This window comes from Pseudoalteromonas sp. BZA4 (genome assembly GCF_040104395.1).
Classification (GTDB): Bacteria; Pseudomonadota; Gammaproteobacteria; order Enterobacterales; family Alteromonadaceae; genus Pseudoalteromonas.
The window spans coordinates 1-12,825 of the sequence record NZ_JBECOT010000050.1 but is presented as its reverse complement, the minus strand read 5'-3'; the positions used below and the strand labels follow the sequence as shown (position 1 = coordinate 12,825).

Annotated in this window: 14 protein-coding genes, 3 rRNA genes and 1 riboswitch; of the genes, 2 read left to right on the top strand and 15 right to left on the bottom strand. The window is 43.1% G+C overall.

Annotated elements, in window-relative coordinates:
* Positions 1-23 precede the first annotated feature (23 nt).
* Positions 24-974 (top strand): transaldolase, encoded by a 951-nt coding sequence (tal, locus tag ABMY41_RS16810; protein ID WP_063530158.1) that lies wholly within the window; start codon positions 24-26, stop codon positions 972-974.
* A gap of 186 nt (positions 975-1,160) precedes the next feature.
* Positions 1,161-1,349, top strand: coding sequence for a DUF3545 family protein (locus ABMY41_RS16805; protein ID WP_054562330.1), 189 nt, complete (start codon positions 1,161-1,163; stop codon positions 1,347-1,349).
* On the opposite strand, the gene ung is transcribed toward ABMY41_RS16805, so the two are convergent.
* The 15 genes from ung to ABMY41_RS16730 form a co-directional block, all read right to left on the bottom strand.
* On the bottom strand, positions 1,350-2,042 hold the full coding sequence (ung, locus tag ABMY41_RS16800; RefSeq protein ID WP_175082282.1) for a uracil-DNA glycosylase: 693 nt from the start codon (positions 2,040-2,042) through the stop codon (positions 1,350-1,352).
* Entirely contained in the window at positions 2,039-2,896 is an 858-nt protein-coding gene (locus ABMY41_RS16795; protein WP_349275529.1) for a cobalamin-binding protein, read from the bottom strand. The genes ung and ABMY41_RS16795 overlap by 4 nt, the downstream gene beginning before the upstream one ends.
* A gap of 1 nt (position 2,897) precedes the next feature.
* Positions 2,898-3,497, bottom strand: a complete 600-nt coding sequence (gene cobO / locus ABMY41_RS16790; protein ID WP_063527779.1) for a cob(I)yrinic acid a,c-diamide adenosyltransferase — start codon at positions 3,495-3,497, stop codon at positions 2,898-2,900.
* A gap of 9 nt (positions 3,498-3,506) precedes the next feature.
* Positions 3,507-4,991 carry a cobyric acid synthase gene (locus tag ABMY41_RS16785; RefSeq protein ID WP_349275544.1) on the bottom strand — a complete coding sequence of 495 codons (1,485 nt, stop codon included), beginning with the start codon at positions 4,989-4,991 and terminating at the stop codon, positions 3,507-3,509.
* Positions 4,991-5,518, bottom strand: a complete 528-nt coding sequence (gene cobU, locus ABMY41_RS16780; RefSeq protein ID WP_349275526.1) for a bifunctional adenosylcobinamide kinase/adenosylcobinamide-phosphate guanylyltransferase — start codon at positions 5,516-5,518, stop codon at positions 4,991-4,993. Before cobU ends, ABMY41_RS16785 begins: the two co-directional genes overlap by 1 nt.
* Positions 5,515-6,321: an adenosylcobinamide-GDP ribazoletransferase gene (locus ABMY41_RS16775; protein ID WP_349275524.1), complete on the bottom strand. Its 807-nt coding sequence runs from the start codon at positions 6,319-6,321 to the stop codon at positions 5,515-5,517. Before ABMY41_RS16775 ends, cobU begins: the two co-directional genes overlap by 4 nt.
* A gap of 1 nt (position 6,322) precedes the next feature.
* Positions 6,323-7,384 carry a nicotinate-nucleotide--dimethylbenzimidazole phosphoribosyltransferase gene (cobT, locus tag ABMY41_RS16770; RefSeq protein ID WP_349275522.1) on the bottom strand — a complete coding sequence of 354 codons (1,062 nt, stop codon included), beginning with the start codon at positions 7,382-7,384 and terminating at the stop codon, positions 6,323-6,325.
* 3 nt (positions 7,385-7,387) lie between these two features.
* A complete protein-coding gene (locus ABMY41_RS16765; protein ID WP_175080471.1) occupies positions 7,388-8,377 on the bottom strand; it encodes an iron ABC transporter permease in 990 nt (329 codons plus the stop codon).
* The gene (locus tag ABMY41_RS16760) at positions 8,370-9,200 is read right to left on the bottom strand and encodes an ABC transporter ATP-binding protein (RefSeq protein WP_349275520.1); all 831 of its coding nucleotides are present in this window, start codon (positions 9,198-9,200) and stop codon (positions 8,370-8,372) included. The genes ABMY41_RS16765 and ABMY41_RS16760 overlap by 8 nt, the downstream gene beginning before the upstream one ends.
* Before the next feature lie 103 nt (positions 9,201-9,303).
* A riboswitch (cobalamin riboswitch) is annotated at positions 9,304-9,371 on the bottom strand.
* Positions 9,372-9,431: 60 nt separating this feature from the next.
* Positions 9,432-10,049: a histidine phosphatase family protein gene (locus ABMY41_RS16755; RefSeq protein ID WP_349275518.1), complete on the bottom strand. Its 618-nt coding sequence runs from the start codon at positions 10,047-10,049 to the stop codon at positions 9,432-9,434.
* A gap of 84 nt (positions 10,050-10,133) precedes the next feature.
* Positions 10,134-10,562 (bottom strand): FKBP-type peptidyl-prolyl cis-trans isomerase, encoded by a 429-nt coding sequence (locus ABMY41_RS16750; protein ID WP_054562340.1) that lies wholly within the window; start codon positions 10,560-10,562, stop codon positions 10,134-10,136.
* Between the two features lie 149 nt (positions 10,563-10,711).
* A protein-coding gene (locus ABMY41_RS16745; RefSeq protein ID WP_349275516.1) for an IS630 family transposase occupies positions 10,712-11,744 on the bottom strand; the annotation gives its coding sequence in 2 pieces (ribosomal slippage) (positions 10,712-11,278 and positions 11,280-11,744; 1,032 coding nt in all).
* A gap of 473 nt (positions 11,745-12,217) precedes the next feature.
* A 5S ribosomal RNA gene (gene rrf / locus ABMY41_RS16740) occupies positions 12,218-12,332 on the bottom strand.
* Between the two features lie 76 nt (positions 12,333-12,408).
* Positions 12,409-12,523 (bottom strand): 5S ribosomal RNA (rrf, locus tag ABMY41_RS16735).
* A 220-nt stretch (positions 12,524-12,743) separates the two neighbouring features.
* Positions 12,744-12,825 (bottom strand): 23S ribosomal RNA (locus tag ABMY41_RS16730); the annotation flags it as partial.

The window sequence follows — 12,825 nt, the reverse complement described above, 5'->3', positions numbered from 1 at the left end:
CTTGCTTGGAATGAGGAAAGCAAATGACTTCAGCACTACAAAGGCTTAAACAGCATTCATCTATTGTTGCAGATACAGGTGATATCGAAGCTATCAAAAAGCACCAACCAGAAGATGCAACAACAAACCCATCTCTACTTTTAAAAGCCAGTGAAATTGAAGCGTATAAGCCTTATTTAGATAAAGCGTGGCAATATGCCAAAGAAACCGAGCAAGATGCAGCTAAACAACTTGAGTTAGCATGTGATTACTTTGCTGTATTAATTGGTAAAGAAATTAGCGAAATCGTACCGGGCTATATCTCTACAGAGGTAGACGCACGTTTATCATTTGATACCCAAGCGACTATCGACAAAGCCCACACTTTACTGAGCCTTTACGAAAAAGAAGGCGTTAGCAAAGATAAAATCTTAATCAAAGTTGCATCAACCTGGGAAGGTATCAAAGCCGCTGAGCAGCTTGAAAAAGAAGGCACTAAGTGTAACTTAACGCTGTTATTCTCTGAAGCACAAGCACGCGCTTGTGCCGATGCAAATGTATTTTTAATTTCACCATTCGTTGGCCGTATCTTAGACTGGCACGTTGCTAACGGTATGGAAAAACCAACTGATCCGCTAAACGATCCTGGTGTGCAATCTGTACGTAGCATTTACGAATTCTACAAACGCCACGATTACAAAACTGTTGTTATGGGCGCAAGCTTCCGTAACACAGGCGAGATCATCGCACTGACTGGCTGTGATAAGTTAACGATTAGCCCTGGTCTTTTAGAAGAGTTAGGCCAATTAACGGATGCACAAGAGTACCTACTAGAGAGCAACTTTACTGTTGAAGAAAAACCAGCACCACTGACTGAAAGCCAGTTCCGTTGGTTACATAACCAAGATGCTATGGCGACAGAAAAACTTGCTGAGGGTATTCGTTCTTTTGCACAAGCACAGCTTGAATTAGAAGCACGCTTTAAAGCAATGTAATTCAAATTACAGCATTTTTTGAAACGCCACCGCTAGGTGGCGTTTTTGTTTCTAAAATAACTAAACCTTTGATCTATTCATCTATCAATCACACTTCTGTAACAGTATTGTCACTTTTTTATTCTATTTTTGAGCAGCCTGTGGTATAGGTATTTCCGAGGTTCAAAAAATCAATAGGAGAAGTTCATGGATAGCCTAGACGATATTTTAGAAATATTAGAAGGTCCTAGTAAAACAAAAAAGACCTCTACAAAAAATAAAAAGAGAAAATGGCGCGAAATCGAAGCTTTGAAAGACAAGCATAGACTTCGCAAAGAACTACAGGAGTTAGACTATTTCACAGACAGCATTGAGCTTGATGAATTAGACTTTTAATTAAAGGCCCGCAAGGGCCTTTTGCATTTGTGGCAACGACCAATTTACTGGCGCTTTATTTTGATCAGTAAGTAGCTGGTTTGTCTTTGAAAAATGCTGACAACCAAAAAAGCCACGATGTGCAGAAAGCGGTGATGGATGCGGGCCTTGGATCACATGATGACGCGAGGTATCAATGTGTTTGCCTTTTTTCTGAGCATGTGCGCCCCATAACACAAACACCACACCGTCACAGTGCTGATTAATAAGCGCAATTACTGCATCGGTAAATTGCTCCCAACCAAGGTGCTTATGAGAGTGAGCTTGCCCTTGCTCAACCGTTAATACCGTGTTGAGTAAGAACACGCCTTGTTCAGCCCAGCTTTGCAAATAGCCATGGTGAGGGATCTCAAAACCTTCGATATCTGTTGCCAATTCTTTGTACATGTTTTTCAAAGACGGCGGCAGCTTTTTAACTTCAGGCAATACCGAAAAACACAAACCATGGGCTTGGCCTTCTCCGTGGTAAGGATCTTGCCCTAAAATAACCACCTTAACTTCATTCAGAGGTGTGGCTTCAAAAGCTGAGAATACCTGTTCGTCTTTCGGATAAACGGTAACGCCTGCTGCGCGTCTATCGGCCACATATTGCAAGGTTTCTTGCATGTAGGGCTTAGCAAGCTCGGTATCTAGAAATGTTTGCCAATCGATCATTTTGAAGCCTGTATTTGCTGTCGAGAAACGTCTATTTTACCACACATGTCGGTCAAACCATCAAGCATTCGGGTTGTAAAACGGTGCAATAAGTCTGCGTTTACACTAATAAACTGGTTATGTTGCACCGCTGGCAATTCAGGCCATTGTCGCCAATCAATTTTAGGCTGAGGCTTTTTCGATTTTTCATCTGGAATAATCACTACCTCTGGATTGGCAACCAATACATTTTCAATACTAATGCGCGGGTAGTCTGTATCACTATTAGCAAACACATTATCCGCATGACAAATAGTTAATAGCTGATTGATCCAAGTGTTTCCGCCAACTGTCATCATTGGCTCAGGCCATAATTGATAAAACACTGACACTTTCGGCTTGCCTTCTTGCGCAGTACGAATAGCATTGAGTTTAGTTTCAAACTCTTTAGCTACTTTATTTGCCTTGGTTTGCAAGTGCGTAAGCGTGCCTAGTTTACGCAGCTCATCAGCCACATTATCAACCTGATTTGGATTGCTGTATGCTACCGGAATACCTAATTTTTCAATGTAAGCGAGATCTTCGGCTTTGTTACCCGTTTTCCAAGCCAGAACTAGGTCTGGTTTTAACGACAACAGCTTTTCCATGTTAATTCCGTAATAGCCGCCTACTCGTTCGATATCATTCGCTTGCTGAGGAAAGTCTGCATAGTCAACGGTACCGACAATGCGCTCTCCTGCTCCAATCGCAAATAGGTTTTCAACGATGTGCGGTGCTAAGGCAACGATACGCTGCGGCTCTTTAATTTCATGAGCCTGAGCCAATGTAGGTAAATAAAATAAAACCCCTAAGAGTGCAAACTTGATGGTTCTCATGTTAAAAATCGAACCCTTTTTGCGCTTTTATTCCTGCATCAAAAGCGTGTTTTACGTTTCTGACTTCACTGACTGTATCAGCTAAGTCGGTCAGTTTACGGTGCGCACCACGACCTGTAATAATCACCGATTGCATAGCAGGGCGAGAGCTAACGGCTTCTAGCACTTCGTCTAAATCAATATAACCGTAGGTGATCATATAGGTTATTTCGTCTAACATAACGAGGTTAATCGACTCATCCTTCAGCATTCTTTTCGCTTCTTGCCATGTCACTTGCGCAGCAGCTGTATCTGACTCTTTATTTTGTGTTTCCCAAGTAAAACCGGTGTTCATAATAACAAATTCAACCCCTGCTTTTTCCAGTAGGTTGCGTTCACCGCACTCCCATGTGCCTTTAATAAACTGACACACAGCTGCTTTCATTCCGTGACCTACCGCACGTGCAACAGTACCAAAACCAGAAGTCGATTTACCCTTACCGTTGCCAGTAATAACCTGAAAAATACCCTGCTCTTTTTGTGCAGCAGCAATCCGTTCATCGACTTTTTGTTTTACTTTTTGTTGGCGTTGTTGGTGCTTGTCTTGATTCTGTTCGCTCATTGTTGTTCCTTATGTCTCTAAATTGAAGTTCTCATAAATATTGATGATTTGTTCAATATCGAGATTATCTGCTACTACACTAGCTAAACGGTTTAACTGCTGTTCACGGTTTAAGTTAATATCAATCGGCTTAATTTGGCTATTTGGTGCAAGCCAAGTTATTAGCTCAGATACACCTTCAGGGGTATCGAACAAGCCATGTAAGTAAGTACCTGCTACTTGGTTATCATCACTAATAAAACCATCTACTTTGAATCCACTTGGGTGTTCATTAAAACTCAAAAATGGCTTTTCAAGTGCTGGACCTTGACTAATCCCGGCGTGAATTTCATAACCTGAAATTACTTTATCGCTATTGTTTAAATGAAGAATGCCGGAGACTTGGCTTAGTACTTTTTGTTGCCCTAATTGCGTTTCAAAGTCAGCAAGCCCTAGCCCAGCTGCGCTGCCTAAATTAGACTCCACAGCATGTGGATCAGCAAGGTAGTTGCCTAACATCTGCAGCCCACCACATACTCCAAGCACTTTACCGCCATAACGCAGGTGACGTGTTATTTGATTATGCCAGCCTTCATTTTTTAAAAACGCTAAATCGCCGAGTACATTTTTACTTCCCGGAATAATAATCAGATCAACACTTGGAATAGCCTGAGTATGACGTACATACTGTAAATCAATTTCTGGTTGTAATCGCAGTGCATCAAAGTCTGTGTGATTACTAATATGAGGAAGTAGCAGCACTGCTATGCGTAATTGCGGTTTATCGACCTGATTAGTTATAGCAACGGCATCTTCAGCATCGAGTGCTAAGTCATGTAAATAAGGTAATACCCCAAGTACTGGCTTATTGGTGTATTGTTCTAACCAATCAAGGCCACCTTGCAATAACGCTATATCACCCCGAAAACGGTTAATCACAAAGCCTTTAACGCGAGCCTGCTCCGACTCAGACAACAAGGCTAACGTTCCGACTAAATGGGCAAACACACCGCCTTTATCGATATCGGCAATAATGATCACTGGGCAATCAACCGCCTCGGCGTAACCCATATTGGCAATATCGTTTTCGCGCAGGTTAATTTCTGCAGGGCTCCCTGCACCTTCAACAACCAGTAATTCAAAACGCTCACTTAAGCGCTGTTGCGAAGTAAGAACTGCATCCATCGCCACTTTTTTGTAGTCGTGATAACTGCCCGCTTCCATATTCGACAGCGCTTTACCATGAACGATTACCTGCGCTCCGGTATCGCTGTTAGGTTTTAATAAGATAGGATTAAAATCGACTTCTGCGGGCACTTTTGCCGCTACAGCTTGCAAAGCTTGTGCGCGACCTATCTCGCCACCATCTGCGGTTACAGCGCTATTCAACGCCATATTTTGTGGCTTAAAGGGCGCAACCTTTATGCCTCGCTCAGCAAAGATCCGGCAAAGTGCTGCTACAAGAGTACTTTTACCTGCATCTGAGGTCGTGCCTTGCACCATTAATGTTTTCATCATTGTTCTCTTTTTAAGGTTTGTGCAAGACCTGCAATCACAAACTCAACACGTGCAACTTGCTGTGCTAAGGCTTGATGCAACCAACCTGAATGATCAACAAACTGACGGCTTAATTCACCGAGCGGCACAATACCATGACCCACTTCATTGCTGACAAAAATCACCTCACCCGGCAATTGCGATAGCACATCGAGTAAGGCCGCTTTTTGCTCAAGCCAAAATGCTTCACCCTGCTGGCATAAGCAATTACTCAACCATAGGGTTAAACAGTCCACTAAAATACAGTTTCCAGCTTGGCTGTGTTGTTGTAGTGCTTTAGCCAAATACAAAGGCTCTTCAACTAGTTGCCAATGCTTAGCGCGCTCTGCTTGATGCCTATGAATTCGGGCTGTCATTTCTTCATCACCCGCATTTGCTGTGGCAATGTAGATAAGCGGCTTGTTTGAACTTATTGCCTGCTGCTCTGCAAAACGGCTTTTACCGCTGCGAGCACCGCCTAAAATTAAAGTATGTTGCTGGCTCATAATAAGCTCACCAAGCAAAGGTAGGTAACAAGCTCAGATACTTGTTGGGCTGCACCTAAGCAATCGCCGGTGTAGCCAGATAACTGTTTTTCAAACCAGCGCTTTAATAGTAAACGAGTAACAAACAGCACACTGACGAGTATTAATAATTGCCCTAGAGTGAAGCCAAAAAACAACCATGCAATTGCTAATACCGCACCGCCAGTTGCTAACAGTATTTGATAACTTTGCGTGCTTAAATGCATCGCAATGGGTTTTACTTTAGATGTGGTGTCGTGACTTACATAGTCCATGTCTGCAATTAAACTTGTTGCTACAACCCGACTTAAGCTTTGTCCTAAAACAAGTGCAATAATTAGCGTACTGGTTGCCTCGCTAAGTGCGACGAGTGTTTGGTACTTAATTAATAAGGCCATCACTAACGCCGCAGCACCATAGGTACCTAAGCGACTGTCTTTCATAATGCTCAGCTTATCTGCAACGTGCCAACCACCACCAAAGCCATCCCAGACATCAGCAAGGCCATCTTCATGAAATGCCCCTGTGATTATCAAGCTAAACGCCATAACTAACGCGACTGCAATGGCTGCAGGGAATAACCAACTTAACAGTAAAAAACTCAGCGCTAAAAGTGCACCTAATATCACACCGACCAATGCAAAATAGCGGCTGGCCTGATTGAGTGCCTGACTCGATACTGCAAAGTTTAATTTAACGGGGATACGCGTTAAAAAACTAAGCGCTAGCAAAAATAGCTGAAGCTGACTTGGGGTAGAATCAGAAGTGTGTTGTTCAGCGCTCATATCAGACAACTTGCTCAACATTAGCATCGGCAAAACTTGCCATGTCATTATTAAACGCCAAAGATGCTTGCAGTAAAGGTAAGGTAAGCGCAGCCCCAGTGCCCTCTCCTAAACGTAAATCAAGCTGCAATAAAGGTGCTGCATGCAAGGCATTGAGCATTGCTTTATGCCCTTGCTCATCTGAGGCATGAGCAAATATCATGTAATCGCGAGCGTTTGCATTAATCCGAGTTGCAACAAGCGCTGCTGCTGTACAAATAAAGCCATCCACGATCACCGCCATGCCAAGCTCGGCAGCAGCTAAAATAGCACCGGTGATCTGAACTATTTCAAAACCACCTAATGCCGCAAGCGTCATTAATGGGTCGTCAAAATGAGTTTGGTGTAATTGAAGGGCTTGCTCAACAACTTTAATTTTTTTAGCGATAACCTCGTCGCTCACACCTGTGCCTTTACCAACACATTGGCTGGCAGGTAAAGACAAAATGGCAGCCATTAATGCCGCAGCACTTGTGGTATTGCCAATGCCCATCTCACCAAAGGCGATGGTATTGCAGCCTTGCTCATAGAGTGAATGAACTCGCTGCTTAGCTAATTCAAACCCTTTTTCAACCTGATTAAGAGACATAGCCATTTCAGTATTCAGTGGTGCAGTGATGTCACCTAAACGCTGGTTATGCACACTTTTATCGTGTGAAATACTGAGTGTTCCGGCGTCAACAACTTCTAGCTGCCAGCCCAGCTGACGGCAAAACACGTTGATCGCTGCGCCTCCTGCTGCAAAGTTTGCCACCATTTGCGATGTAACGCTGCTAGGAGCAATCGACACACCTTGGCTTGCCACACCATGATCGCCCGCAAATACAACGAGAGAAGGGTTTGAAATAACCGGTTTAAAGGCAACTAGCGCCTGCTCATTATCAAGCTGCTTTGAAAAAATAAGCGTTAATTGTTTGGCACAACTTTCAAGCTGACCTAAAGCGCCTAGCGGCTTTGTTTTAAGGTCTATTTTTTGTTGAATTACAGCCGAAAATTGCTGATTAAGAGGCATGATATTAAACATTAGCTACCTGCTCTGTTTACGAAAATAAAGTAAGAATAAAAAGAACACACTACCGATAGCGGCTGTGATCACACCAACAGGTAGTTCTTGGTTATTCAATAGGGTTCGGCATAACACATCGACCCACACCATAAAAATACCTCCGACCAATGAGGTCATAACTAAGTTATGGCTGCTGCCTTGCGGCGAAAAGTAGCGCACAATATGTGGGATCATCAGGCCGACAAAACCAACGCCCCCACACATAGCAACAAGCACCGCTGTTATTAATGAACTTAGCAGCAGCATCATGATCCGAAAGCGTTGCACATGAATCCCCAAAGTCGCAGCACTTTCATCACCAAGCAGCATTGCATTTAGCTGACGACGAAATGCAACCATCAGTGTCATGCAGGCAATAATAACGGTAAATGGCAGCCAAAGAGTGTCCCACTGGGCACGAGAAAAACTGCCCATCGTCCAAAACAAAATGGCGGTGATGGCTTGTGGATCGCTAAAATAAAGCAGCAGACTAGTCAGAGCACTAAATAAGAAAGATAGAGCAACACCTGCGAGTAACATGGCTTCAACTTGGCCAACATGACGACGCCCTGCAATAGCAATAAGCAACAGCATAGAAAGTAAGCTTCCGGCAAATGCTGCAACTGACATACTAAAGCCAAAACTCACACCGGTTAGGGCAATAAAGCACACCACACCAAATGAAGCTCCAGAAGAAATACCAAACAAGTAAGGGTCAGCAAGCGGGTTTCGGGTTACGGTCTGCAAAATTAGTCCTGCCAGAGCAAGCCCTGAGCCTGCTAAGAATGCCAGCACCGTTCTTGGCATACGCAACTGCCAAATTATACGCTGCACAAATTCATCGCTACCTTGGCTAAACAAACCATTAAAAACATCACTCAGTGGCGTATTTGCAGCACCAAAGCTCAATGCTAAAAAACAACTAATAAGCCCTACGACAACACAGATACTTAAACGCATTGCATCAGTCATTTTGATGCTCCTGTGTCTGATAGCCATAAAAATAAGTGATGTGCGGAATAAATTTATCAGTGCTTGATTGCGGGTGAGCAGATACCGCTGCGCAGACACCAAATACATCACTCAACAGCTGCTCTGTTAGCACCGCTTTTGGTTGCCCCTGGCAAACCAAACGCCCTTCATCAATCACCAATAATTCATCACATAAACTCGCCGCGAGATTTAAATCATGGAAAGAGGCAAGCACAGTCACATCGAGGGACTTTGCTAATTCCATTATTTGAATTTGGTATTTAACGTCAAGGTGACTGGTAGGTTCATCCATGATGAGCAACTTAGGTTGTTGTACGATTGAGCGTGCAATAAGCGCTCTTTGCTTTTCGCCACCTGAGAGCGAATCAAATGCTTGCTCACTGTGATGAGACAAACCAACCTGCTCTATAGCTTGATATATTCGCTGCTTATCATTGGCAGACGTGACGCTGAAAAGTCGCTTATGAGGTGTTAAGCCTAAACTCACTACATCGAACAAAGACAAATTAAACTGCGATGGAGACTCTTGTAAAACCACTGCAACCTGCTTTGCATATTCATCAGCACTGATTTGCCAAATATCTTGACCGCTTAGCAGCACAACCCCTTGCTGAGGTTTCAAGTAACGATAAAGGCAACGCAGCAAGCTTGATTTACCCGCACCATTAGGGCCGAGTAGACCGATAAATTGCCCTGCTTTTAACTCAAGGTTAATTGATTTAAGTATAGTTTTATTCGCAGTACCCCAACTTAAATCAGACACTGATATTAATGGCGCAGCGCTAAGGCTATTTTGTTGCAAGCTTATTCTCTCTTGGCGAGTAATCACAACGCACAAGAAAGCACTGGTAAGTACCAGAAAATGATGTGAGTTGACCCGCTCGATGATTAGTTTTTAGTGCTAAGTATCTGGCTGACCATTATTTAGATGGATTACAGTTGCGGGAACAGCTGGAGAATTTCACTCCATTCCATAGCATATGAGTATTATGGCGGGCTAAGTAAATAATTCAATGAATATCGCTCTAGATGGCTAAAAAACAATTTTGGGCCAAGCCTGTCCTTGTTCATCTATATATACATCGAGTGTAATAAGCCCCGCATAAGGAAGGTGAAAAACATTTAAATGCGTGGCTGATTGTTTTGGCATCTGACAAACAATAGCGAGGATTTGTTTAATCACACCTACATGACTTATTACCAATGACTGTTCATGCTTGGATTCACATAGTGATTGTAAAAATGTTTGCCACCATGCCTCCACTCGTGCGTAAAAGTCTGCCATAGATTCACCATTGGGCACTTTTACTTGCCAAGGATGCTGCCAAAAATCACCAATATGAGGTTTACTCGTTTGCTGCCAAAGCTGTTGGTAGTCTTGGCCATCCCAATCACCAAAATTAAACTCTTTTAGCGCGTTATAATAGTGTACATGCAGTGAGTGTTGATTTGCTAAATAATCAGCGTGGACTGAGCAACGCTTGAGCGGAGAGCTATATATGGCATTTAAATGTATGAGATCGGCAGAAGCTTGGCGCATTTGTTCAAGGCCTTGCTCAGATAAACCGACATCGATTTGCCCAGAAAGAATTCCGGGCCTAGCGATTTCACCATGGCGAAGAAAGTAAACTCGTGAAGTAAATGCGTCCATAATGTTCCTCAGTAAACCAATAGTGAACGTTAACGCGTTTTAAGTCCTCTGTCGACTTATGCTAAGGGACACATCCGAAGAGAGTTAAGCTAAACGCATTAAACGAACGTCAAAATGTAGCACTGCATTTGCGCCAATCTTGCCACCGTTACCTTTTTTACCCCAAGCAAGCTCTGGAGGGATCACAAATTCATAGCGAGAGCCGATATTCATTAATAACAATCCTTCTCTTAACCCTTCTATAGCTTCGCTTAAAGCGAACACCTCAGGCATACCCGCTTTATAACTGTCGGCAATCACATTGCCATCAGCAAGCATAATACGTTGGTTAATAACCACTGTATCGAATTCTGATATGCGTTCTCCTTCAACATCATCAATCACTTTATACATTAAGCCCGACGGGCATAGATGTGTATCTGGATGCGATGAGAACTTAGCAATAAATGCTTCACTATTTTTACGATTTAAACCTGAAGAGCCTTTTGACTTGGTCGTTTTCTTACGAGACACAGCAAACCTCAATTGTATTACAAATATAAAACGCTTTATCGCATAACAAGGTAAGGGAAGCAAGTTTGCGAGAGTAAAGTTGCAAGTTAGAAGGGGAAATAAAGGGGAAGGATATGAGTTAGAAAGAGTAATACCATTCCGCATAAAGATTAAATCAATTCAATCCATTCCCGATTGCACATTTTCTTCACTCGATCCGGGATTGAAATAAAGTGATTCCATGCCTTTGAAACTTCATCGACAATTTCGTCATAGCCCGAAAACACTCTATTGGATAAACAATGTTGTCGTATCCAGCTCCATACTTGCTCTATTGGATTTAGCTCTGGTGAATAAGGTGGGAGCTTTATCAGGGTTAGGTTTTTAAATTCTGCAGCTGTATCGTATGTATGCCAGCCTGCGCCATCTATTATCACGACAGCATGCCTTCCAGCAGGTGTCGCGTGTGATATCTGACGCATGTGCTGCGTCATTGCTTCTTTATTTACAAATGGGCTTACTAACGCTTCTGTCTGGCCTGTGGCTGGACATACCGCGCCAAATAAATATCCATAGTCAAATTGCTGTTGTTTTACAATCCGTGGCCGAGTGCCTGTTTCAGCCCAAATGCGCGTAGTCGGATTTTGCTGGCCAAATCGTGCTTCATCCTGAAACCATACGTCGATACGATCAAGAGGAAGGTGTCCTGGTGTGTGAAGGATCGTTTCCAGTTGGAAGTTTTTTAAAAGCCTCTTGGCTCTGTAATGATTGTTTTGGGTGTTTAGAGCGACTTGTGATCCAACTAAAGCCAAGTTGCTTTAGAATTTTATAGACATGATTTAAGTGGTAATGAACACCAAATTCAGTGTGAATGTAATGCACAATGTCTTCGCCGGTAAGACGGCCACCACGAAGTTCTGTGTTCGTGCGCTTTATAAATTCAGACAGTTGTTCAAGTTGCTGGGGTTGCAGCCTTGATGGACGTCCTTGAATAGGCTTATTGTCTAAACCATCCAGTCCATGCTCTAGGTAACTAGAAACCCATTTATTCACACTACTTCTTGCTGTGTTTAGACGTTTTGCAATATCGGTTCGGCTATTACCATCATAAAATAAAGACACTGCGAGCAATCGCATGCGTTTTCGTGCATTTGGTTCTTTTCGAGAAAGCGCTAAAAGTTGTTCAGATATGTTTGGGTTCAATGCTAATCACCAGTGATTTTATATAGCCTATATTAGATCAGATATTTAAGCGGAATGGTATAAAGTTTGAGGATCTGGCGTAGGTTGGGTAGAGTGCAGCGAAACCCAACACAGAGCTATCAGCTTTCAGCCGTCAGCGATCAGCCACGCGGTGTGGGTTTGGGTCAGAGTCTCTTTAAGTAATAAAATCTTGTAGGAGGCACTTCAGTGCCGAAATAATAAAACAAAAATATTCATTGCTGAAGTCATTCTTACGCCAGACTTGACCTTGGAATTTAAACTTTACCCTTGCTAACTCGTGTTGGGTTTCGCTCCGCTCTACCCAACCTACCTGGAGAATGAATAGGGTGAATGCTGAGGGAGTCTCTGCACTAAACAACCCCACAGTTCAGCTGACGTCTGACGGCTGAAAGCTGACAGCTCCCAGACGCAAAAAAGCCCGACTCTTTCGAATCGGGCTTTCTTTAATAGGATCCTGGCGATGACCTACTTTCACATGGCAAATGCCACACTATCATCGGCGCTGTTTCGTTTCACTACTGAGTTCGGCATGGGGTCAGGTGGGTCCAAAACGCTATTGTCACCAAGAAAATTCTTTTCAATTTTCTTATTATTTTATTTATAGTCTTTCGACTTAATTTAAAGTCTTGCGACTGAATTTGGAGCCTGGCGATGACCTACTTTCACATAGCAGCTGCTACACTATCATCGGCGCTGTTTCGTTTCACTACTGAGTTCGGCATGGGGTCAGGTGGGTCCAAAACGCTATTGTCACCAAGCAAAAGGCGTGGAAAGGATTCTCGACAAAGCGCGTAGCGCTTACGAGTCCTTTGCGCAAGGTGAACTGATTTCGCATTAAGCGTTGCGGTTCACCCTACATAAATCTGGAAATCTGATATTTTCTTACAGCTTAAAGCTTATGGCTTACAGCTTCGTAAAATCTACTTTAGTTTCTTAACTTCTGTTCGTTACGCTGTCATAAAACGCGTTTGGCGTTGTATGGTTAAGCCTCACGGGTAATTAGTACAGGTTAGCTTAATGGCTCACACCACTTCCACATCCTGCCTATCAACGTTGTAGT